The organism is Cellulomonas jepli (assembly GCF_047229345.1).
Classification (GTDB): Bacteria; Actinomycetota; Actinomycetes; order Actinomycetales; family Cellulomonadaceae; genus Cellulomonas_A.
The window spans coordinates 1-18,562 of sequence record NZ_JBFTER010000023.1; the positions used below are offsets into that span (position 1 = coordinate 1).

General features: G+C 75.1%; 18 protein-coding genes and 2 tRNA genes. 7 read left to right on the forward strand and 13 right to left on the reverse strand.

Annotated elements, in window-relative coordinates; translation table 11 throughout:
• Positions 1–823 (reverse strand): DAK2 domain-containing protein (locus AB6N24_RS07620; protein WP_412868813.1); only part of this gene is annotated, 823 nt, incomplete at its 3' end.
• A gap of 330 nt (positions 824–1,153) precedes the next feature.
• On the opposite strand from AB6N24_RS07620, the gene rpmB reads away from it, so the two are divergent.
• Together rpmB and AB6N24_RS07630 are read left to right on the forward strand one after the other, a co-directional pair.
• Complete coding sequence (gene rpmB, locus AB6N24_RS07625) at positions 1,154–1,345, forward strand: 50S ribosomal protein L28 (protein WP_034632165.1); 192 nt, start codon at positions 1,154–1,156, stop codon at positions 1,343–1,345.
• 103 nt (positions 1,346–1,448) lie between these two features.
• Positions 1,449–1,985, forward strand: coding sequence for a GNAT family N-acetyltransferase (locus tag AB6N24_RS07630; protein ID WP_412868814.1), 537 nt, complete (start codon positions 1,449–1,451; stop codon positions 1,983–1,985).
• Positions 1,986–2,160: 175 nt separating this feature from the next.
• Here the strand turns inward: AB6N24_RS07630 and AB6N24_RS07635 are convergent, their stop codons facing one another.
• Positions 2,161–3,147: a thiamine-phosphate kinase gene (locus AB6N24_RS07635; protein WP_412868815.1), complete on the reverse strand. Its 987-nt coding sequence runs from the start codon at positions 3,145–3,147 to the stop codon at positions 2,161–2,163.
• A gap of 80 nt (positions 3,148–3,227) precedes the next feature.
• Between AB6N24_RS07635 and AB6N24_RS07640 the strand changes: the two genes are divergently transcribed.
• Entirely contained in the window at positions 3,228–3,854 is a 627-nt protein-coding gene (locus AB6N24_RS07640; protein WP_412868816.1) for a DUF3515 family protein, read from the forward strand.
• Positions 3,855–3,921: 67 nt separating this feature from the next.
• On the forward strand, positions 3,922–4,452 hold the full coding sequence (locus AB6N24_RS07645; protein ID WP_412868817.1) for a GNAT family N-acetyltransferase: 531 nt from the start codon (positions 3,922–3,924) through the stop codon (positions 4,450–4,452).
• Between the two features lie 100 nt (positions 4,453–4,552).
• Here AB6N24_RS07645 and AB6N24_RS07650 read toward each other — a convergent pair whose 3' ends face one another.
• The gene (locus AB6N24_RS07650; RefSeq protein WP_412868818.1) at positions 4,553–5,701 is read right to left on the reverse strand and encodes a D-alanine--D-alanine ligase family protein; all 1,149 of its coding nucleotides are present in this window, start codon (positions 5,699–5,701) and stop codon (positions 4,553–4,555) included.
• A gap of 73 nt (positions 5,702–5,774) precedes the next feature.
• Between AB6N24_RS07650 and AB6N24_RS07655 the strand changes: the two genes are divergently transcribed.
• The gene (locus AB6N24_RS07655) at positions 5,775–6,959 is read left to right on the forward strand and encodes a trans-sulfuration enzyme family protein (RefSeq protein ID WP_412868819.1); all 1,185 of its coding nucleotides are present in this window, start codon (positions 5,775–5,777) and stop codon (positions 6,957–6,959) included.
• Positions 6,960–7,076: 117 nt separating this feature from the next.
• Here the strand turns inward: AB6N24_RS07655 and AB6N24_RS07660 are convergent, their stop codons facing one another.
• The 5 genes from AB6N24_RS07660 to leuC all read right to left on the reverse strand — a co-directional run bounded on the left by AB6N24_RS07660 (position 7,077) and on the right by leuC (position 12,784).
• Entirely contained in the window at positions 7,077–8,105 is a 1,029-nt protein-coding gene (locus AB6N24_RS07660) for an NAD(P)H-dependent glycerol-3-phosphate dehydrogenase (protein ID WP_412868820.1), read from the reverse strand.
• Positions 8,102–9,076 (reverse strand): lysophospholipid acyltransferase family protein, encoded by a 975-nt coding sequence (locus AB6N24_RS07665; RefSeq protein ID WP_412868821.1) that lies wholly within the window; start codon positions 9,074–9,076, stop codon positions 8,102–8,104. Before AB6N24_RS07665 ends, AB6N24_RS07660 begins: the two co-directional genes overlap by 4 nt.
• A gap of 118 nt (positions 9,077–9,194) precedes the next feature.
• A complete protein-coding gene (murA, locus tag AB6N24_RS07670) occupies positions 9,195–10,505 on the reverse strand; it encodes a UDP-N-acetylglucosamine 1-carboxyvinyltransferase (protein ID WP_258723792.1) in 1,311 nt (436 codons plus the stop codon).
• Positions 10,506–10,627: 122 nt separating this feature from the next.
• Positions 10,628–11,299, reverse strand: coding sequence for a 3-isopropylmalate dehydratase small subunit (leuD, locus tag AB6N24_RS07675; RefSeq protein ID WP_412868822.1), 672 nt, complete (start codon positions 11,297–11,299; stop codon positions 10,628–10,630).
• 30 nt (positions 11,300–11,329) lie between these two features.
• A complete protein-coding gene (gene leuC / locus AB6N24_RS07680; protein WP_412868823.1) occupies positions 11,330–12,784 on the reverse strand; it encodes a 3-isopropylmalate dehydratase large subunit in 1,455 nt (484 codons plus the stop codon).
• A gap of 100 nt (positions 12,785–12,884) precedes the next feature.
• Here leuC and AB6N24_RS07685 point away from each other — a divergent pair, with 100 nt between their 5' ends.
• Positions 12,885–13,604 (forward strand): IclR family transcriptional regulator, encoded by a 720-nt coding sequence (locus tag AB6N24_RS07685; RefSeq protein ID WP_183294257.1) that lies wholly within the window; start codon positions 12,885–12,887, stop codon positions 13,602–13,604.
• A 10-nt stretch (positions 13,605–13,614) separates the two neighbouring features.
• On the opposite strand, the gene AB6N24_RS07690 is transcribed toward AB6N24_RS07685, so the two are convergent.
• The 3 genes from AB6N24_RS07690 to AB6N24_RS07700 form a co-directional block, all read right to left on the reverse strand.
• Complete coding sequence (locus AB6N24_RS07690) at positions 13,615–14,721, reverse strand: FAD-dependent oxidoreductase (RefSeq protein WP_412868824.1); 1,107 nt, start codon at positions 14,719–14,721, stop codon at positions 13,615–13,617.
• 247 nt (positions 14,722–14,968) lie between these two features.
• A tRNA-Glu gene (locus AB6N24_RS07695) sits at positions 14,969–15,041 on the reverse strand.
• Positions 15,042–15,131: 90 nt separating this feature from the next.
• A tRNA-Gln gene (locus AB6N24_RS07700) sits at positions 15,132–15,203 on the reverse strand.
• A 270-nt stretch (positions 15,204–15,473) separates the two neighbouring features.
• On the opposite strand from AB6N24_RS07700, the gene AB6N24_RS07705 reads away from it, so the two are divergent.
• Positions 15,474–16,220: a class I SAM-dependent methyltransferase gene (locus tag AB6N24_RS07705; RefSeq protein WP_412868825.1), complete on the forward strand. Its 747-nt coding sequence runs from the start codon at positions 15,474–15,476 to the stop codon at positions 16,218–16,220.
• Positions 16,221–16,226: 6 nt separating this feature from the next.
• Here AB6N24_RS07705 and AB6N24_RS07710 read toward each other — a convergent pair whose 3' ends face one another.
• Both AB6N24_RS07710 and gltX read right to left on the reverse strand, forming a co-directional pair.
• The gene (locus tag AB6N24_RS07710; protein WP_412868826.1) at positions 16,227–17,000 is read right to left on the reverse strand and encodes an HAD family hydrolase; all 774 of its coding nucleotides are present in this window, start codon (positions 16,998–17,000) and stop codon (positions 16,227–16,229) included.
• Positions 16,997–18,526: a glutamate--tRNA ligase gene (gltX, locus tag AB6N24_RS07715; RefSeq protein ID WP_412868827.1), complete on the reverse strand. Its 1,530-nt coding sequence runs from the start codon at positions 18,524–18,526 to the stop codon at positions 16,997–16,999. The genes AB6N24_RS07710 and gltX overlap by 4 nt, the downstream gene beginning before the upstream one ends.
• Positions 18,527–18,562: the final 36 nt, after the last annotated feature.

Genomic DNA, 18,562 nt, shown 5'->3' on the forward strand with positions numbered 1-18,562 from the left:
GGGCGGCACCGGGCGCGCCGCCGTCGGGTCGCGCGCCGGCCTCGCCCGGCGCCCGCACCAGCAGCATGACCTCGTAGGCGCCCCCGCCGTCGCCCAGGCCGTGCGCGCCGGTCCCGCCGTCGGCGGCACCCTCGCCCTCCGCCGCGTGCGGGTGCGTGCCCGCCGTCGGGAGCCAGCCGAGGTCGGGGGCCGCGTCGCCCTCCCCCACGACGACGCCGCCGAGCGCGTCGAGCAGCACGAGCAGCGCGCACGCGCCCGCGTCGACCACCTGCGCGGCGCGCAGCACCGGGTGCTCGGCGCTGATCCGCCCGAGCGCGGCGTGCCCCTCGCCGAGCGCCGCCGTCAGCACGTCCGCGAGCACCGCGCCGCGGTGCGCCGCCGCGGTCGCCGACCGGGCGACGACCTCGGCGAGCGTCAGGACCGTGCCCTCCTGCGGCTCGGCCACCGCGGAGCGCGCCGCGTCCGCAGCCGAGGTGAGCGCCCGAGCGAGGTCGCCCGGCCCGGCCGACGCCGGGAGGGCCCGGGCCAGGCCGGCGAGGTACTGGCTCACGATGACGCCCGAGTTGCCGCGTGCCGCGAGCAGCGCCCCGTGCGCGAAGCGGCGCGCGACCGCGTCGGCCCCCGCCTCGACCGGCCCGCTCCCCGCACCGTCGCGCGCGAGCGCCTCGGAGCCCCCCGCGACCGTGAGGTAGACGTTGGTCCCCGTGTCGGAGTCCGCCACGGGGAAGACGTTGACGGCGTCGACCCGTGCGCGCGCAGCAGCGAGCGCCGTGGTCGCGGCGGCAGCCCACGCGCGCAGCGCCGTCCCGTCGAGCCGCTCCAACCGCCCGTGCTCCGTTCTCGTCGACGTGCGCCCCTCGTCCGCGTGCGACGGCACGCAGGCGACTCGCGTGCGCTCCGGTCGTCCCGCGAGCGCGCGAGGGCCGTCGCCGCGCGACGCGTGCCCACACGATGCCCCATCCCGCCGACATTTGGGTCGTGGCTCGGCCATGGGCTAGTCTTTCCAGGTTGCCCGGCAGGTCCGCCGCCGGGCGCAGGTGGTGCAGGTCCGTCCCGCACGGTCCCGCGTCGTCCTCACGGACGGTGCGGAGCGCACCATCCGACCCAGACTTCGCCGCGAGAGCGGCGTGCTCGACCGAACCAGGAGAAGACCGTGGCTGCCACCTGCGACGTCTGCGCCAAGCGCCCGAGCTTCGGGCACAGCGTCTCGCACTCCCACGTGCGCACCAAGCGCCGTTGGAACCCGAACATCCAGCGTGTCCGCGCCGTCGTGGCGGGCGCCCCCAAGCGCCTCAACGTCTGCACGTCGTGCCTCAAGGCCGGCAAGGTGCAGCGCGCGGTCTGACCGCTCCCGGACGCCTGACGGTCGCTCGGCCGTCACCGAAGGCCCACGAGGTCGACATCTCGTGGGCCTTCGTGCTGCCCGCGCGGTGTGGCATCGTGAGCCCATGGTGCAGCAGATCGAGGAAGTCACCGTCCGTGTCGCCGACGCCGCGGACGCGGAGGCCATCGCCCGCGTGCACGTGAGGTCGTGGCAGGAGGCCTACGTCGGGATCCTGCCGGCGGACTACCTCGAGTCGCTCGACCTCGAGGCCCGTGCCCGCCGCTGGGCGGAGGACCTCCGCGACGGCCCGCAGCAGCACGTCCGCACGTGGCTCGCGCAGGCCGGCTCCGAGGTCGTGGGCTTCCTGACGCTGGGCCCGAGCCGCGACGAGGACGCCGGGCGGCTGGACCTCGAGATCTACGCCGTGTACCTCGACCCGCAGCGCTGGGGGCAGGGCGTGGCCCGTGACCTCCTGCGCACGGTCGTCAGCGAGGTCGACCGGCACATCGCGATCTCGCTGTGGGTCGCCGCCGCGAACGAGCGCGCCCGGCACTTCTACCGGCGCAACGGCTTCCAGGCCGACGGCACCGAGCGCTACGAGACGGTGGGCGGCATCGAGCTCCTGCAGGTGCGCTACCGGCGGCCCGGCGCCGCCCACTGAGCCCTACCGCCGTCGGGCACGCAGCAGATCCGCGACACCGCTCGGCCGGGGCGCGCTTGCCCGCCTGGGCACGCTCGCCCGGCCCGGGTGCCCCGCGATGCCGTTGCGTTCAGGTCGTGCACCAGCGCTCGCTCCCCCACGCGTGACACGGCGGTGCGGAGCCCGACGGGGGCGCTCACCGCGCGAAGTGGTCCCAGCCGGACGTCCGCACGCCCGGTGCACGGCCCTCGACGAGCACCCCGGCGGTGCCGCTCCCGACGGCGGCCACCCGCCCCACCGCGCGGAACGGCGGAGGCAGGTCGGTCCCCGGCGGGAACGTCGCCAGGAGCCCGTGGTCCTCGCCGCCGGTGAGCACCCACTCCCGCGGATCGGCGCCGAGCAGCGCGGCGGCCTCCGCGACACGCTCGAGGTCGTCCACGAACCCCGTGCCGGGGTCGTCGAGGTCGAGCACGACGTCGCTGGCCCGCGCGATCCGCCCCGCGTCGCGCAGCAGCCCGTCGGACACGTCGAGCATGGCGGTCGCCCCCGCGTCCGCCGCAGCGGGGCCGGCTGCCAGCGGCGGGTCGGGCCGCAGGTAGGCCTCGACGAGCCCCGCGTCGGCGTCGGCTCGGTCCGCGAGCAGGAGCTCCAGCCCGGCGGCCGAGCGGCCCTGCACACCGGCGTGCGCGACGACGTCGCCCTCCCGTGCCCCCGAGCGCAGCACCGGCGCACGCCCCGCGAGGTCGCCGTGCACGGTGACGGAGACGACGACGACGGGCCCGCCCGACAGGTCCCCGCCGACGACGCCGACGTCGAGCGGCGAGCACGCCGCCCCGAGCCCGCGCGCGAGCCCGGTCACCCAGGACGCCGGCAGGTCGCCCGGCGCGACGAGGGCCACGACGAGCGCGGTCGGCACGGCACCCATCGCCGCGACGTCCGCGAGGTTCTGCGCGGCCGCCCGGCGCCCGACGTCCTCCCCGCTCGACCAGTCGCGGCGGAAGTGCCGGCCCTCGACCAGGACGTCGGTCGAGACGACGACCCGCCCGTCCGGTGCGCGCACGACGGCCGCGTCGTCGCCCGGCGGCACGAGGGTCCGGGAGCCGCGCGGCAGGTGCGGGAAGATCCGCGCGAGCAGCTCGTCCTCGGACAGGTCGGCCACGGTCGGCTCGTCGGGGGCGGTCACGACCAGCACGCTATCCGGCCCGTGCGGTGGTCGGCGCACGCGGGTCCGAGAGGTCGCCGGCGGCGGGTTAGCGTGTGGGCGTGCGCCACCGATCCCTGTCCCCGCTCGTTCGCGGCTCCCGCCACGGGACGGTGCGGCGCGGGGCGGTGCGGCGCGGCTCCGGGCCCGCGGCAGTCATGGTCGTCGCGCTCCTCGCCGGCTGCGCACCCACCGTCTCGGTCGCGGAGGCCCCGTACGGCCACGACCCCGCGTGCGCACGCGTCGTGCTCGCCCTGCCCGACGAGCTCGGGGGGCTGCCCCGGCTCGCGACGTCGAGCCAGGCGAGCACCGCGTGGGGCACCGCGACGGCGCCCGTCGTGCTGCGCTGCGGGGTCGAGCCGCCGGGGCCGACGACCGACCGGTGCGTGACCGTCGAGACGCCGAGCGGCCCGAGCATCGACTGGCTCGCGGTGCCCGCGGAGGACGACGGTGGTGCCGGTGCGGACCGGGGTGACGCGGGCGACGACGCGGGGGACGACGCCGGGGGCTCCGGTCTCGCGGAGGGCGTGACCGACTGGACCTTCACGACGTACGGCCGGGCGCCGGCGATCGAGGTGGTGGTGCCTGCGGAGGTCGTCTCGGGCCGCTCGACGTCGTTCCTCGACCAGCTCGGCCCGGCCGTCGACCTGCTCGAGCCCGAGCGCACCTGCCTCGGGCTGACCGGCTGACGCGGCGACCTGCTCGACCCCGGGCGCGCGCGTCGTCCACCGCGCACCGGCGGGTACGGTGTGCGCCGTGCAGACGAGCGTCATCGCCCCGGACGACCCCCGCGCCGCCGACGTGCGCCGGCTCCTGGAGCGCCACCTCGAGCTGATGAACGCGCAGAGCCCGCCCGAGGACGTCCACGCGCTCGACGTCGACGGGCTCGTCGACCCGTCCGTGACGTTCGTCAGCCTGCGCTCGGAGGGCACCCTGCTGGGGGTCGCGGCGCTCAAGCAGCTCGACGCGACGCACGCCGAGGTCAAGTCGATGCACACCGCCGAGGAGGCCCGCGGGCGTGGCGTCGGGCGGGCCCTGCTCGACCACCTGCTCGTCCTCGCCCGCGAGCGGGGCCTCGAGCGCGTGAGCCTCGAGACGGGGTCGCAGCCCGGCTTCGCCCCGGCCCGCGCGCTGTACGCCCGCGCGGGCTTCGCGGAGTGCGGACCCTTCGCCGACTACCTCCCGAGCCCGCACAGCACGTTCATGACCCGCGTCGTCGACCCCCGCCCGGGAGCCGTGCCGCAGACCGCCGGGACGGCTCGGGCGTCGAGGCCCGAGCCCGCCTGACCGGCACGCGAGCCCGTCCCACCCACGGCTCACCGCCTCGTCGGCGCAGCCCGGCCGGACGCGTCCGCGCGACCGGGCCGAGCGCGTCGGCGCAGCCGCGTCAGCGCAGCCCGGTCGGCCGCTCGAGCGCGAGCCGCAGGAGCTCGTCGATCAGGTCCGGGTACGTGAGCCCCGTCGCCTCCCACATGCGCGGGTACATCGAGAAGGGCGTGAACCCGGGCATGGTGTTGATCTCGTTGACGACGACCTCGCCGTCCGGGGTCACGAACACGTCGACGCGCGCGAGACCCTCGCAGCTGACGGCCTCGAAGGTGCGGACGGCGACGTCCTGGACCCGTTCGACGAGGTCCCCGGGCAGGTCCGCGGGGCAGGTCAGCTCGACCGCGCTCTCGTCGAGGTACTTGGCCTCGAAGTCGTAGAACCCGTTCTTGGCGTCGCTCACGACGATCTCGCCCGGCAACGACGCCCGGGCCCGCGCGCCGTGGCGACCACCGAGCACCGCGCACTCGATCTCCCGGCCGACGATGCCGGTCTCGACGAGCACCTTGGGGTCGTGCACCTCGGCCGCGGCGACGGCGGCGGGCAGGTCCGCGAGGTCGTCGACCCGGGAGATCCCGAGGCTCGAACCGGCGCGTGCGGGCTTGACGTACACGGGCAGCCCGAGGCCCCGGACCTGATCCGTGAACCCCGCGGGGTCCCGGGCGAAGTCGCCGGGCCGGAGCACCACGAACGGTGCGACCGGCAGCCCCTGGCCCGCGAGAACGAGCTTCATCACGTGCTTGTCCATGCCGACGGCCGACGCGAGCACCCCGGCGCCGACGTACCGTACGTCCGCGAGCTCGAGCATGCCCTGGAGCGTGCCGTCCTCCCCGAACGGGCCGTGCAGCAGGGGGAACACCACGTCGACCTGCCCGATGTCCTGCGGCAGCAGCCCGGCCTCGAGCACCCGGACCGCGTCCTCGTCGGCGGCCTGCGGCAGGAGCACCCGCCGCGGCCCGTCCACGACCTCGGGGAGCCGGCCGTCGACGATCGACCACAGGTCCGGGTCGTCCTCGACCAGGACCCAGCGACCGCCGGGCGTGATGCCGACCGGCAGGACGTCGTAGCGGCTCCGGTCGATCGCCCGGAGCACGCCGCCGGCGGTCGCGCAGCTGATCGCGTGCTCCCCGGAACGGCCGCCGAACAGCAGCAGCACGCGCGGGCGCGGCCCGGTCGCAGGGACGTCGAGCGGGGGCGGGGTCGTCTCCATCGCGCCCGACCCTACCGGCCCCCGCGGTGCCCCGGACGCCGTCCGGGACCCGCACCGCGACTACCCTGAGGGCGTGCTCGACGACCGCTCCCCAGCCCACCCCTCCGTCGCCCCCTCGACCCTCGCGGTCACCGCCGGGCGCCCGCCCCGCACCGCCGGGGCGCCGCTCAACCCGCCGGTCGTGCTCACGTCGACGTTCGTCTCGACGGGGGTCCCGGGCCCGGGCGACCCGCTGTACGGCCGCATCGACACGGAGGCCTGGCACCCCTTCGAGGAGACGCTCGGACAGCTCGAGGGGTCGACGCACCCGGCGCTCGTCTTCGCCTCGGGCATGGCCGCGATCGCCGCCGCCCTCTCGCTCGTGCCCCCGGGTGGCCGCCTCGTGATGCCGCGGCACGCCTACCAGGTGTCCCTGGGCTACGCCCGCGACCTCGCGGAGCGCTCGGGCGTCGAGGTGGTGCTCGTCGACATCGACCGGACCGACGAGGTCCTCGCGGCCGTGCGCGGCGACGCCAGCGGCCGCGCGGCCGACCTGCTGTGGGTCGAGTCCCCCACGAACCCGATGCTCGAGGTCGCCGACCTGCCTGCGCTGATCGCGGGCGCGCACGACGCCGGCGCGCTCGTCGCGGTCGACAACACGTTCGCGACGCCGCTCGTCCAGCGTCCGTTCGAGCACGGCGCGGACGTCGTCGTGCACTCGGTCACCAAGTACCTCGCGGGCCACAGCGACGTCGTGCTCGGCGCCGCCCTCGCGGACGACGACGACCTGCACGCGCGGCTGCACGCCTACCGCACGATGCACGGCGGCATCGCCGGCCCGTTCGAGGTCTGGCTCGCGCTGCGCGGCGTGCGCACGCTCGCGCTGCGGGTCGAGCGCGCCCAGGCCAACGCCGCGGAGCTCGCCCGCCGGCTCGCGGAGCACCCTGCCGTCGCGCTCGTGCGCCACCCGAGCCTGCCGGACGACCCGGGCCACGCGCGCGCCACCGCGCAGATGGACGGCTACGGCGCGATCCTCGGGGTCGTGCCCCGGGGCGGGGTAGCCGCCGCGGACGCGGTCGTCGACGCGGTGCGGCTGTGGGTGCCCGCGACGAGCCTCGGGGGCGTCGACTCGATGCTCGAGCGCCGCCGCCGGTTCGCCACCGAGTCGCTCACGGTCCCCGAGGACCTGCTGCGGCTCTCGGTCGGCATCGAGGACGTCGAGGACCTGTGGGCGGACCTCGACCAGGCGCTCACCGCCGCGCAGGGCACCGAGGGCTGACGGGGCGGGACCGGGGCGACCGACCGGCGACCCGCGTCGACCGAGGCCTGCGACCGGCAGGAGCCGCGACCGCAGAGCCGTCCACCCTCGGCGGCGTCGTCGGCGTCGGCCGAGCGGTCAGACGCCCTCGGCCTTGTGCGGCCGGGCGAGCAGCAGGCTCGCGAGCCGGTCCACGGGCAGGCCCTCGTGCACGACCTGCACGACGGCCGCGGTGATCGGCATCTCGACGCCCACGCTCGTCGCGAGCTCGAGGACCGAGCGCGAGCTCTTGACGCCCTCGGCGGTCCCCCCGGTCGCCTCGATGGCCTGGGCGAGCGTCATGCCCTGCCCGAGGTGCACGCCGAGCGTGTGGTTGCGCGAGTCCGGAGACGCGCACGTGGCCATGAGGTCGCCCATGCCCGCGAGGCCGGGGAACGTGTCGGCGTCGGCCCCGAGCGCGAGGCCCAGGCGCGTGATCTCGACGAGGCCGCGCGTGATGACGGTCGCCATGGTGTTGAACCCGAGCCCCCGGCCCTGCGACATCCCGACCGCGAGCGCGATCACGTTCTTGACCGCGCCACACAGCTCGACGCCCACGACGTCGTCGTTGGTGTAGGGCCGGAAGTACGACGACGCGCACGCCTGCGCGACGAGACGCGCGGTCGCGTCGCTCGACGACGCCACGACGGTCGCGGTGGGCTGGCGCTGCGCGATCTCGCGCGCGAGGTTGGGCCCGGACACGACCGCGACCCGCTCGTCGGGGAGCCCGAGCGCCTCGGCGACGACCTGGCTCATGCGCCGGTCGGTCGCGAGCTCGACGCCCTTCATGAGCGAGACGGCGACTGCGCCGGCCGGGAACGCGTCGCGCAGCGGCTCGAGCGCGGCGCGGGCGCTCTGCGACGGGATCGCGATCGCCACCAGGTCGGCGTCCGCGAGGGCCGCGCGCGCGTCCGTCGTCGCGGTCACGCCGTCGGGCAGCCGGACGCCCGGGAGGTAGGCCTCGTTGCGGTGCTCGCGCGCGATCTGCTCGCACGTCGCGGCGCTGCGCCCCCAGACGGTGACGTCGCAGCCGGCGTCGGCCAGCACGGCCGCGAACGTCGTCCCCCAGGCGCCCGAGCCCAGCACCGTGGCCCGCACCGCGCGCTCCCCCGTCGCCCGCTCCGTCACGGGGTCCCCGGCTTCGCCGCGGCGTCGCCGCCCTGCTCACCGGGCGGTGCCTCCGGCAGCACGCCGCTCACGGGCGAGCCGGGCAGCTCGCCGCTCGGCTGCTCGCCGACCCGCTCGTCGGCCTCGGTCCCGGTCGGGGTCTGGGTCGAGGTCGAGGCCTCGGTCTCGGTCGGGGTGGCGGGCACGGTCCCGGTCGTAGGCGCGGTCCCGGTCGGCGTGCCGCCCGTCGTCCCGGTCGGTGCGGCGGCAGACCCGCCGTTCGCCTTGGCGCGGCGCATGTCGTAGCGCACCTCGGGCGCCTTCTCGCCGCGGATCCCCTCGAGGAGGACCGTGATCGCCGCCATGATCCGCTCGGTGGCCTCGCGCAGCGTCGCGGTGTCCTGCGGGCGCCCGTAGAGGTCGTCGAGCACGACGGGCGGCCCGGCGACGACCGTGACCTTCTTGCGCGGGAACGGCTTGAGCACCTTCGAGTACCGCCCGAGCACGTCCTGCGGCCCCCACTGCGCGACCGGGATCACCGGGACCTGCGTGGTGAGCGCGAGGCGCGCGACGCCGGTCTTGCCGCTCATCGGCCACAGCGCGGGCTCCCGCGTGAGGGTGCCCTCGGGGAACACCGCGACGCACTCGCCGTCGCGCAGCGCCTGGACGCCCGCCTCGAGCGAGCGCCCGGCGTCGCTGCTGCCCCGGTACACGGGGATCTGGCCGGTCGCGTGCAGGATCTTGCCGAGCACGGGCACCCGGAACAGCGGGTCCTTCGCGAGGATGCGCGGCGCGAACCCGGCGTCCCACAGGTAGTGCGCGAACGTGAGCGGGTCGATCTCGGTCATGTGGTTGGACGCCGCGATGAAGCCGCCGGAGGTCGGCAGGTGCTCGGTCCCGTGCCAGTCGGTCCGGGTCATCGAGCTCATCAGCGGCCGCACGACGTGGGCGACGTTGCGGTAGGTGCGGTTCGACCGCTTCGGTGCTGGCACGCTGAGGGATGCTACCCGTCCCGCTCGCGGCGAGCGTGTGCCGCGTCCGTGCCGGGTGCACCGCGAGCCCGCACCGGGCAGGTGCGGGCTCGCGGGCCGGGCTGGGGACGGGCCGGTGTCAGTCGCGGCTGAAGTCCGCGCCGAGGGCGCCGAGCTTGTCCATGAAGTGCTCGTACCCGCGGTCGATCAGGCTGATCCCCCGCACGGACGAGGTGCCCTTGGCGGCGAGCGCCGCGATGAGGTGGCTGAACCCGCCGCGCAGGTCCGGGACCTCGATCTCGGCGGCCGCGAGCGGCGTCGGCCCGGAGATGACGGCCGAGTGGTAGAAGTTGCGCTGCCCGAACCGGCAGGGCCGGCCACCGAGGCACTCCTTGTACACCTGGATCGTCGCGCCCATGCCGCGCAGCGCGTCCGTGAACCCGAAGCGGTTCTCGTAGACCGTCTCGTGGACGATCGACAGACCGGTCGCCTGCGTGAGCGCGACGACGAGCGGCTGCTGCCAGTCGGTCATGAAGCCGGGGTGCACGTCGGTCTCGAGGACGATCGAGCGCAGGTCGCCGCCGGGGTGGAAGAACCGGATGCCGTCGTCGTCGACCACGAACTCGCCGCCGACCTTGCGGAAGGTGTTGAGGAACGCCGTCATCTCCGGCTGGGTCGCCCCGCGCACGTAGATGTCGCCGCCCGTCGCGAGCGCCGCCGACGCCCACGAGGCGGCCTCGATGCGGTCCGAGAGCGCGGTGTGCTGGAAGCCGTTGAGCCGGTCGACGCCCTCGATGCGGATGACCCGGTCGGTGTCGACCGAGATGATCGCGCCCATCTTCTGCAGGACGTTGATCAGGTCCATGATCTCGGGCTCGATCGCCGCGTTCGAGAGCTCGGTGAGCCCCTCGGCGCGCACGGCCGTGAGCAGCAGCTGCTCCGTGGCCCCGACGCTCGGGTACGGCAGGGCGATCTTGGTGCCCTGGAGGCGGCGCGGCGCCCGGATGTGGATGCCGCCCTCGCGCTTGTCCACGACCGCACCGAACTGGCGCAGGATGTCGAGGTGGTAGTTGATCGGGCGGTCGCCGATCCGGCAGCCGCCGAGGTCGGGGATGAACGCCTCGCCGAGCCGGTGCAGCAGCGGTCCGCAGAACAGGATCGGGATGCGGCTCGAGCCGGCGTGGGCGTCGATGTCGGCGACGTGCGCGGACTCGACGTTGGACGGGTCGAGGTGCAGCGTGCCGTCGTCGGCCTTCACGGTCACGCCGTGCAGCTCGAGCAGGCCCGTCACGACGGCCACGTCGCGGATCTGCGGGACGTTCCGCAGGACGCTCGGTCCTTCACCGAGGAGCGCGGCGACCATGGCCTTCGAGACGAAGTTCTTGGCGCCGCGGACGGTGATCTCCCCCGAGAGCGGGGTCCCACCGTTGACGTACAGCAGATCGGTCATGGTCCCCATCGTCGCTCACGGAACCGTGTGGTTCCTAACCGCGGGCCTGGCGCGTCGCCCGTCCGTGCAGAACCTGCACGGACGGGCGACACGCGGGACGTTCCAGGACGTTCCCGGACGGGTCAGACGGTGCGCGTCGCGCCGAGCTCGACCGGGACGCCGACGGGCCGCGCGGCCTCGATCTCGACGGGCGGCAGGTGCTTGGCGGGCAGCGTGCGCGGGCGCCACGGCTCGCGCGTCGCCTCGAACGCCGTGATCTCGGACTCGTGCTGGAGCGTGAGGCCGATGTCGTCGAGCCCCTCGAGCAGGCGCCAGCGCGTGTAGTCGTCGACGTGGAAGGGCACCACGACGTCGTCGGCCGTGATCGTGCGCGCGACGAGGTCGACCGTCACCTCGGTTCCCGGCCGGGTCTCGAGCACCTTCCAGACGAGCTCGATGTCCTCCTGCGACGCCTGGGCCGCGAGCAGCCCCTGCTTGCCGGAGTTGCCGCGGAAGATGTCGGCGAACCGGTTCGAGATGACGACCTTGAAGCCGTAGTCCTTGAGGGCCCACACGGCGTGCTCGCGCGACGAGCCGGTGCCGAAGTCGGGACCCGCGACGAGCACCGAACCCGACGAGTACGCCGGCTGGTTGAGCACGAAGGACGGGTCCCCGCGCCACGCGGCGAACAGCGCGTCCTCGAAGCCGGTCCGCGTCACGCGCTTGAGGTAGACGGCGGGGATGATCTGGTCGGTGTCGACGTTGCTGCGACGCAGCGGGACCCCGACGCCGGTGTGCTGGCTGAACTTCTCCATGGTGCTTCTCGCTTCCGGTGCGTGCGGGGGTCAGGCGTGCTGCAGGTCGGTCAGCGGCGAGCCGTCGGGCGCGACGACGTCCGCACCGAGGTCCGCCACGGACGAGAGCGTGCCGCGGATCGCGGTCGCCCCGGCGACGAGCGGCGACACGAGGTGCGTGCGCCCGCCCTTGCCCTGGCGGCCCTCGAAGTTGCGGTTCGACGTCGAGGCCGAGCGCTCCCCCGGCGCGAGCTGGTCCGGGTTCATGCCCAGGCACATCGAGCAGCCGGCGTTGCGCCACTCGGCCCCGAAGTCGAGGAAGATCCTGTCGAGCCCCTCGGCCTCGGCCTGCAGGCGCACGCGTGCCGACGCGGGGACGACGAGCACCCGCACGGAGTCGGCCTTCTTGCGGCCCTGGACCAGCTTCGCGACCGAGCGCAGGTCCTCGATGCGGCCGTTGGTGCACGAGCCGATGAAGACCGTGTCGACCGGGATCTCGCGCAGCGGCTGGCCGGGCGTCAGGCCCATGTACTCGATCGCGCGCTCGGCGGCCTGGCGCTCGTTCTCGTCGGCGATCTGCTCCGGGACGGGGACGTTGCCCGAGAGCGGCAGGCCCTGGCCCGGGTTGGTGCCCCACGTGACGAACGGCTCGAGGTCGGCGGCCTCGAGCACGACCTCGGCGTCGAACGTCGCGTCGTCGTCGGTCCGCAGCGTCCGCCAGTACTCGACGGCGGCGTCCCAGTCGGCGCCCTCGGGCGCGTGCGGGCGGCCCTTCAGGTACTCGAACGTGGTCTCGTCGGGCGCGATCATCCCGGCGCGTGCGCCCGCCTCGATCGACATGTTGCAGATCGTCATGCGGGCTTCCATCGACAGCGCCTTGATGGCCTCGCCGCGGTACTCGAGGACGTAGCCCTGGCCGCCGCCGGTGCCGATCTTGGCGATGATCGCCAGGATGATGTCCTTCGACGTCGCACCGGCCGGCAGCGTGCCGTTGACGGTGATCGCCATGGTCTTGAACGGCACGAGCGGGAGCGTCTGCGTCGCGAGCACGTGCTCGACCTCGCTCGTGCCGATGCCGAACGCGAGCGCGCCGAACGCGCCGTGCGTCGAGGTGTGCGAGTCGCCGCAGACGACCGTGAGGCCGGGCATCGTGAGGCCGAGCTGCGGGCCGACCTGGTGCACGATGCCCTGGTCGGCGTCGCCGAGCGAGTGGATGCGCACGCCGAACTCCGCGGCGTTGTTGCGCAGCGTCTGGATCTGGGTGCGGCTCGTCTCGTCGGCGATGGGCCGGTCGATGTCGAGCGTCGGGGTGTTGTGGTCCTCGGTGGCCAGCGTGAGGTCGGTGCGGCGCACCTTCCGGCCGGCGAGGCGGAGCCCCTCGAACGCCTGCGGGCTGGTCACCTCGTGCACCAGGTGGAGGTCGATGTAGAGCAGGTCCGGTGCGCCGTCGGTGCCGCGGCGCACGATGTGCGCGTCCCAAACCTTCTCTGCCAGCGTGCCGGCCATGTCCGTGGTCCTCTCGTGATCCCCCGCCGGAGAATGGTTGCGGGGCAGTAAGTAGGCCGAGCGGCTTGCGTCTCAGGTTACGAGACGCCAATATCGACCTATGGACAACTCTAGCGGAGTCGGCGTGCTGGACAAGGCCGCGTCCGTTCTCAGTGCACTCGAGGCCGGTCCGGCGACGCTCGCGCAGCTCGTGACCGCCACCCACCTCGCGCGCCCCACCGCGCACCGGCTCGCCGTCGCGCTCGAGCACCACCGCCTCGTCGCCCGCGACATGCAGGGCCGGTTCGTGCTCGGGCCCCGACTCTCGGAGCTCTCCACGGCCGCCGGCGAGGACCGCCTCCTCGCGGCCGCGGGGCCCGTCCTGACGGCGCTGCGCGACCACACCGGCGAGAGCGCCCAGCTCTACCGCCGGCAGGGTGACCAGCGCATCTGCGTCGCCGCGGCCGAGCGGCCCATCGGCCTGCGCGACTCGATCCCGGTCGGCGCGACGCTGACGATGCAGGCCGGCTCCGCCGCGCAGATCCTGCTCGCGTGGGAGGAGCCGGACCGCCTGCACCGCGGCCTGCAGGGGGCGAAGTTCACCGCCACCATCCTCTCGGGCGTCCGCCGCCGTGGCTGGGCCCAGTCGGTCTCCGAGCGCGAGGTCGGCGTCGCGTCGGTGTCCGCGCCGGTCCGCGGCCCGTCGGGGCGCATCGTCGCCGCCGTGTCGATCTCGGGGCCGCTCGAGCGCCTCTCGCGCCAGCCCGGCCGCCTGCACGCCGCCGCGGTCGTCTCCGCCGCCAACCGGCTGACGGAGGTGCTGCGCCGCACGGGTGAATGAGGCGCCGGGCTCAGGGCGCCGCACGCAACGGCCCGTAGGCCGCACGGAACGACCGCGGGCCCGCGACGCGGGCGAGCGGGCGGGCCAGCGCGTCCGGCAGCGCCGCGAGCCGCGACATCCGGTCCGTCGCGGCCTGCACGTGCGCGACGCGTGGACGCCGGCGCCGCTCCCACGCCGCGCACGCCCGCTCCCAGTCGTCGTCCGCGCCGAGCAGCTCCGCGAGCACCAGAGCGTCCTCGAGCGCCCCCGCGGCCCCCTGCGCCCAGACGGGCCCGGTCGCGTGCGCCGCGTCCCCGAGCACGAGCACGTGCTCCCGGTGCCACGCGGGCGCCCTGATCTCGGCGACCGTGGCACGGTAGGTCGTCGCGCCCGGCGCGCACGCGGACTCGGCGGCGAGCCGCGCCGGCTCCGGGAACCGCGCGAACGCGGCAGCGAGCCAGCCCGGGTCGTCGCCCACGTCCCCACCGCGGCTGCTCGACGCGTAGCCGTACACCTCCCCCGGCCCCACGGGCACGAGCAGCAGCGCCCGGCCGGACCCGGTCCACGCCGTCCAGCACGCGACCCCCGGGTCCGGGACCACGAACCGCCAGCTCGTCGCCGTCATCACCGAGGCCCGGACGGCCGTCGGGGCGACGGCCTCGCGGACGACGGAGCGCACGCCGTCCGCACCCACCACGAGGTCGGCCGGCTCGCGTGTCCCGTCGTCGAGCTCGGCGGTGGCCCCCGACGCGTCCGCGTCGACGCGCGTGACGCCCGCCCCGCGGCGCACCGTCAGGCCGGCGCCGAGCGCCTCCAGGAGCCGCCCGGGCCGGACGCACACCGACGGCGCGACACCCGCCCAGAACGACGCCTCGTCCACCGCGAAGATCAGGCGGCCCCGGTCGGTGCGGTACTCGCGCGTGGTCACCGGGACCCCGGCCGCGAGGACCTCGTCGGCGACCCCGAGGGCCCCGAGAGCGCGCACCGCGTTCCCGGGGAGGTTCAGGCCGAGACCGGGTCCGGGCGGGCCGCTCCGGCGCTCGAGGACCACGACGTCGTCCACACCGGCGGTCCGCAGCGCCCGGGCGGTCGCGAGCCCGGCGACGCCGCCGCCGACGACGAGCACCCGACGCGTCACGGCCGACCCCCTCGCCAGGCTCTCGTCGGGCGCACCCCTCGTCCGAGGGCACGCGCGTGAGGGACCTCACACCGGGCTACGGACCGTTCGACGCGAGCACCGGACGTCGGACGCCTCCACCCTGGCGACCTGACGCGGGAAACGGAAGAGCCCCGGCCGCGTCTCCGCGAACCAGGGCTCGTTCCGGCCGATCCCGGAAACGGAAGAGCCCTGGCCGCGTCTCCGCGAACCAGGGCTCTTGCCTCTGTACCCCCGACCGGATTCGAACCGGCGCTACCGCCGTGAGAGGGCGGCGTGCTAGGCCGCTACACAACGGGGGCCTATGCAGCCTGCGAGCGAACTCGCGTGCTACGGGTGAACACTCTACCGGAAGCTCTGACGATCTCAGAACCGCCGCAGCGGTGCTCGCGCTGGGGTACCAGGACTCGAACCTAGACTAACTGAACCAGAATCAGTCGTGCTGCCAATTACACCATACCCCATGGGGGTACCCCCTCCGCGCCGTCGCGTTCCGGACCGAGGCCCGTCACGCGGCACACGCGGACGTCGTACCGCCGGTGAACATTACCCGACGCCGGAGGCCCGTCCAAACCCGATACCGCTCGGCCCGGCTGAGCCCCCGCTGAGCCCCCGTTCCGCCGCCAGGACGCGCCCGAGCCGACGGCGCACCGGACGGCGTCGGGCCACCCCGTCCGCGCCGCCGCCCGACGCCCCGGCCAGCCGCTCCGGCCCCTGCGTGGGATGCTCGTCCCATGGCTGACGACCCCGCCCGCCAGGACAGGGCCCGCTCGTTCGACCGCGGGGCTCAGGCGTACGGGCGTGCCCGCCCCTCCTACCCCGACGCCGCGGTGCACTGGTGCGTGCCGCCGGGCGCGCACCGCGTCCTCGACCTCGCCGCCGGCACCGGCAAGCTCACCGCGGTCCTCGTCGCCCACGGGTTCGACGTGACCGCGGTCGAGCCGTCACGCGCGATGCGCGAGCAGCTCACGTCGCTCGTGCCCGACGTCACCCCGCGCCCGGGCACCGCGGAGGACACCGGGCTGCCCTCCGCCTCCGTCGACGCCGTGACCGTGGCCCAGGCGTGGCACTGGTTCGACGAGGCGGCCGCGAGCGCCGAGATCGCCCGCGTGCTTCGGCCGGGAGGCACGCTCGCGCTGCTGTGGAACGTGCGGGACGCCTCCGTGGACTGGGTCGCCCGGTTCGGCGACATCATCCACCGCGGCGACGCGCACGAGCGCGACCCCGCGGCCCCGGTGCTCGGCGACCGCTTCGACGAGCCCGAGAGCGCGACGTTCCCGTGGACCGACCGGGTCGCGGTGCGCACGCTGCGGATGCTCGCTGCGTCGCGCAGCCACCTGCTGACGCTGCCGGCCGAGCGGCGCGAGCAGCTGCTCGACGAGGTCGACGAGCTCGGCCGCACGCACCCGGACCTGCGCGGCCGCGACGAGGTCGACCTGCCCTACCGGACCGTGTGCTGGCGCGCACGGGTCCGCGGCTGACGGGGCTCAGCGGCGCAGGACCGCCGGCAGCTCCGTGAGGGACGTCACGACGTGCACGCCCGCGGCGCGCGCCGCGGCGATGTCCGCCTCGGGGACGGTGCGACGACGGCCGCCCGGGCGGTCGACCCACACGCCGACGAGCCCGGCGCCGACCGCGGCGTGCGCGTCGACGTCGAGCTCGTCACCGACGTACGCCGTGCGCGCCGGGTCGGTGCCGAGCCGTCGGCAGGCCTCGAGGAACACGCGCGGGTCGGGCTTGCCGAAGCCGAGGGTGTCGGTCCCGACGAGCATGGGCACGCGCGCCCCGAACCCCGCGACCTCGAGCTTGCGGGTCTGGTAGGCCACGTCGGCGTTGCTCAGGGCGCCCACGGCGAGCCCGGCGTCGACGAGCTCGTCGACGACCTCGGCCGCCTCCGGGTGTGCGGCCCAGGCGGCGGCGAACGCGGCGTCGAAGAGCTCGTCCCAGACCTCGTACGCCTCGTCGTCGAGCTCGACGCCCCCGAACGCGCGGTGCAGGTCGTTGGCGCGGCCCATGCGCTGCGTCCGGTGGCTGACCTCGCCGCGCGTGAACTGCGCGTAGCGGTCGTGCTCGTCGGCCCGCCAGAAGCCCACGAGCCCCGCCCGCTGGGCCGCGTCGAGGTGCGGGAGGTACCGGTCGGCGACCGCCTGCATCGCCGACCCGAACGCCGCTCGCGTGTCGACGAGCGTGTCGTCGATGTCGAACAGCACGCCGTCGACGTGCAGCACCGCGTCGAGCGTGGCCAGGCGCTCGTCCGTCACAGCGTCGAGCGCAGCGTCGCGATCCGCGCGAGGGTCGAGTCCTTGCCGAGGATCTCCATCGACTCGAAGAGCGGCGGCGACACGCGCCGGCCCGAGAGCGCGGTGCGCAGCGGCGTGTACGCGAAGCGTGGCTTGATGCCGAGCCCGTCGACGAGAGCGGCCTGCAGCGCCTCCTGCGTCGCGGCGGTCGTGAACGCGTCGGCCGGGATCGGCTCGAGCGCGGCCGTCGCGGCGTCGAGCACCGAGGCGGCCTCGTCGCGCAGCCCCGCACGGGCGTCGTCCTCGACCACGAGCGCGTCGTCGGCCACGAACAGGAAGCCCAGCATCCCGACGGCCTCGCCGAGCAGCGTCATGCGCTCCTGGACGAGCGGCGCACCCGCGTCGAGCAGCGCGCGGTGGCGGGGCTCGAGGTCGGCGTAGGAGTCGGCGGGGACGATGCCCGCCCGGTGCAGGTAGGGCACGAGCCGGTCCCGGAAGTCCTCGGGCGCGAGCATCCGCACGTGCGCGGAGTTGATCGCCTCGGCCTTCTTCACGTCGAACCGCGCGGGGTTCGGGTTGACCTGGGCGACGTCGAACGCGGCGACGAGCTCCTCGGTCGTGAAGATGTCGCGGTCCGGCCCGATCGACCAGCCGAGCAGCGCGAGGTAGTTGAGCAGGCCCTCGGGCGTGAACCCGCGGTCGCGGTGCAGGAACAGGTTCGACTCGGGGTCGCGCTTGGACAGCTTCTTGTTGCCCTCCCCCATGACGTAGGGCAGGTGCCCGAAGACCGGCACGACCGAGCCGACGCCGATCTGCAGCAGCGCGCGGTACAGCGCGACCTGGCGCGGGGTCGAGGAGAGCAGGTCCTCGCCGCGCAGCACGTGCGTGATGCCCATGAGCGCGTCGTCGACCGGGTTGACGAGCGTGTACAGCGGCTGGCCGTTCGCGCGCACGATCACGTAGTCCGGCACCGAGCCCGCGGGGAACGTGACGTCGCCGCGCACGAGGTCGGTGAACGTCACGTCGTCGTCGGGCATGCGCAGGCGCAGCACGGGCTCGCGACCCTCGGCGCGGAACGCGGCCTTCTGCTCGTCGGTGAGGTCGCGGTCGAAGCCGTCGTAGCCGAGCTTGGGGTCACGGCCCGCGGCGCGGTGGCGCGCCTCGATCTCGTCGGGCGTCGAGAACGACTCGTAGGCGAACCCGCCCTCGAGCAGCCGGCGCGCGACGTCGCGGTACAGGTCCATGCGCTGCGACTGCCGGTAGGGCTCGTGCGGGCCGCCGACCTCGACGCCCTCGTCCCAGTCGAGCCCGAGCCAGCGCAGCGCGTCGAGCAGCTGCTGGTAGCTCTCCTCCGAGTCGCGCGCCGCGTCGGTGTCCTCGATGCGGAACACGAACGTGCCGCCGACGTGGCGCGCGTACGCCCAGTTGAACAGCGCGGTCCGGATCAGGCCGACGTGCGGCGTCCCGGTCGGCGAGGGGCAGAAGCGCACGCGGACGGCGGAACCCGTGGGCACGCCGGTGGAGGTCTCAGGAGCGGTGGAGGTCACGGGCTCCAGCCTACTGGCGGGCGCACGGACGGCCCG

Excerpts from the sequence above, each read along its gene's own strand:
- murA (WP_258723792.1), bottom strand. The coding sequence starts at position 10,505 with ATGACCGATCTGCTGTACGTCAACGGTGGGACCCCGCTCTCGGGGGAG.
- AB6N24_RS07705 (WP_412868825.1), top strand. The coding sequence starts at position 15,474 with ATGGCTGACGACCCCGCCCGCCAGGACAGGGCCCGCTCGTTCGACCGC.
- AB6N24_RS07650 (WP_412868818.1), bottom strand. The coding sequence starts at position 5,701 with ATGGAGACGACCCCGCCCCCGCTCGACGTCCCTGCGACCGGGCCGCGC.
- AB6N24_RS07685 (WP_183294257.1), top strand. The coding sequence starts at position 12,885 with ATGGACAACTCTAGCGGAGTCGGCGTGCTGGACAAGGCCGCGTCCGTT.
- AB6N24_RS07630 (WP_412868814.1), top strand. The coding sequence starts at position 1,449 with ATGGTGCAGCAGATCGAGGAAGTCACCGTCCGTGTCGCCGACGCCGCG.
- leuD (WP_412868822.1), bottom strand. The coding sequence starts at position 11,299 with ATGGAGAAGTTCAGCCAGCACACCGGCGTCGGGGTCCCGCTGCGTCGC.
- leuC (WP_412868823.1), bottom strand. The coding sequence starts at position 12,784 with ATGGCCGGCACGCTGGCAGAGAAGGTTTGGGACGCGCACATCGTGCGC.